Here is a 1,848-nt window from a genome sequence, read left to right on the forward strand (position 1 = left end):
GTTGCCCGAGAACGGGGTCGTCAGGAACGCTTCGGCCATGGCCGTGGCCTCGTCCAGGGTGTGCTCGCGGCCGCCGATGCTCAGCACGTTCGAGTCGTTGTGCTGGCGGGCGAGCTGGGCGATCTCGACCTTCCAGGCCAGCGCCGAGCGGACGCCGGCGATCTTGTTCGCCGCGATCTGCTCGCCGTTGCCGGAGCCGCCGATGACGATGCCCAGGCTGCCCTCGTCGGCCACCACCTTGGCCCCGGTGGCCAGGCAGAAGGCCGGGTAGTCGTCCTCGGGGTCGTAGACGTGCGGTCCGACGTCGACGACGTCGTAGCCCTGCTTGCCGAGGTGATTGACCAGGTGCATCTTCAGCTCGTAGCCGGCGTGATCGGAACCCAGGTAGACGCGCATGACCGCAGTCTGTCAAACCGCGATCAGAACGTCAGCGCGGCCCGCAGGCTCACGGCGATCTGGTCCGCCGCGGCCCGCGCCGCGTCGAAGAGGGCGAGCTTGCGGACGAAGCCGTGGTTGACGCCCGCGTACCGGACGTGGACCACCGGCACCCCGGCGCTGAGCAGCGCATCCGCGTAGTCGGCGCCCTCGTCGCGCAGGACGTCGTACTCCGCGGTGAGCAGCAGGGTCGGCGGCATGCCGGCCAGGTCGGCCACCGCCAGCGGCGCCACGTCCGGGCTGAAGCGCTGCGCCGGCTCCGGCACGAACGCCTCCCAGGCCAGCCGCATCGACGCCCGGTCGAGGCCGTGCCCGCCGACCTCGTCGTACGACTCCGAGGCGGTCATCGGGTCGACCGCCGGGTAGATCAGCACCTGGTAGTCGAGCGGGGTGGCGGCGTCGCGCTGACGGCGGGCGGCGACCGTGGCGAGCTGGCCGCCCGAGCTGTCCCCGCCGATCGCCAGCCGGGACGGGTCGACGCCGAGACCCGCGCCCTCCTTGCGGACCCAGCCCAGCACCGTCTCGACGTCCTCCAGAGCGGCCGGGAAGACGTGCTCCGGGGCCAGGCGGTAGCCGACCGACAGGACCGCGCAGCCCGAGCGGTCCGCGATGCGCCGGCAGAGCCGGTCCACCGTCTCGACGCTGCCGTAGCACCAGCCGCCGCCGTGCACGTAGACGAAGACGGGTGCGTTGGTGCGGGCCGCATACAGCCGGCAGGGCACGCCGTCGGCGTCCACGTCGACCACCACGGGCAGCGGGATGGCCGGGCCGCACTCGGCCTCGTTGGACTCCTCCATCGCCTGACGGGCGAAGAGCAGCTGCTCGTACGGGTCAGCGGCGAGCACCTCGGCACTGGGCCGGCGGCGGATCGCGAGTGACGCCTCGACCTGGGGGTGCAGCATCAGTCGAGCTGGGCCAGGACCAGGCCGCCGCGGGCCTTGGGGGTGAACCAGGTGCTCTTGCGGGGCAGCTTCTGCCGGGCCAGGTTGACCGCCACGAAGTCCTCGACGGTGACCGGGGCGACCAGCACGGCCAGCTCGGCCCGGCCGGCGTCGACCTCACCGCGCAGCCACTCGGCCGGGTAGTCACCGCCGATGTACGAGACCCGCTTGTCGCCCGGGTCGAGCCCGAGCACGTCACCGAGCAGGATCCGCTCCACCAGGGCGTGGTCCAGGTTTTCCACCGGGGACGAGCCCGGCGCCGGGGGCAGGACCACCGAGTACGAGCGGCCGGCCGCGTACAGCTCGATCGTGCCCTTGGTGGGCACCGTCGCGGGGCGCGGCAGCTCCTCGACCCGGGCACCGGCCGCGGTCAGCCGGGCGACGAAGTCGGCGTCCGGGAGCTCGGCGATCAGCCGGTTGTAGGGCTGGATCGCGACCGAGGCCGGGGTGGTGACGACGGCCAGGTAGCGCG

The 1,848-nt window shown here is 72.9% G+C and carries 2 protein-coding genes and 1 pseudogene; all 3 read right to left on the reverse strand.

The features are described from left to right. On the reverse strand, positions 1-396 hold a 396-nt coding region (locus AB0C29_RS46380), incomplete at its 3' end, for a ribose-5-phosphate isomerase (RefSeq protein WP_360834489.1). Positions 397-419: 23 nt separating this feature from the next. After that, positions 420-1,337 carry an alpha/beta hydrolase gene (locus tag AB0C29_RS46385; RefSeq protein ID WP_360834491.1) on the reverse strand — a complete coding sequence of 306 codons (918 nt, stop codon included), beginning with the start codon at positions 1,335-1,337 and terminating at the stop codon, positions 420-422. Next, positions 1,337-1,848 (reverse strand): annotated as a pseudogene (locus AB0C29_RS46390) (DUF1015 domain-containing protein); the annotation flags it as partial. The pseudogene AB0C29_RS46390 and the gene AB0C29_RS46385, both read right to left, overlap by 1 nt.

The sequence above is a fragment of the Actinoplanes sp. NPDC048791 genome (genome assembly GCF_040650095.1).
Classification (GTDB): Bacteria; Actinomycetota; Actinomycetes; order Mycobacteriales; family Micromonosporaceae; genus Actinoplanes.

What these genes read in the sequence shown, in the direction of transcription:
- AB0C29_RS46385 (WP_360834491.1), bottom strand. Translation starts at nt 1,337, where the DNA reads ATGCTGCACCCCCAGGTCGAGGCGTCACTCGCGATCCGCCGCCGGCCC.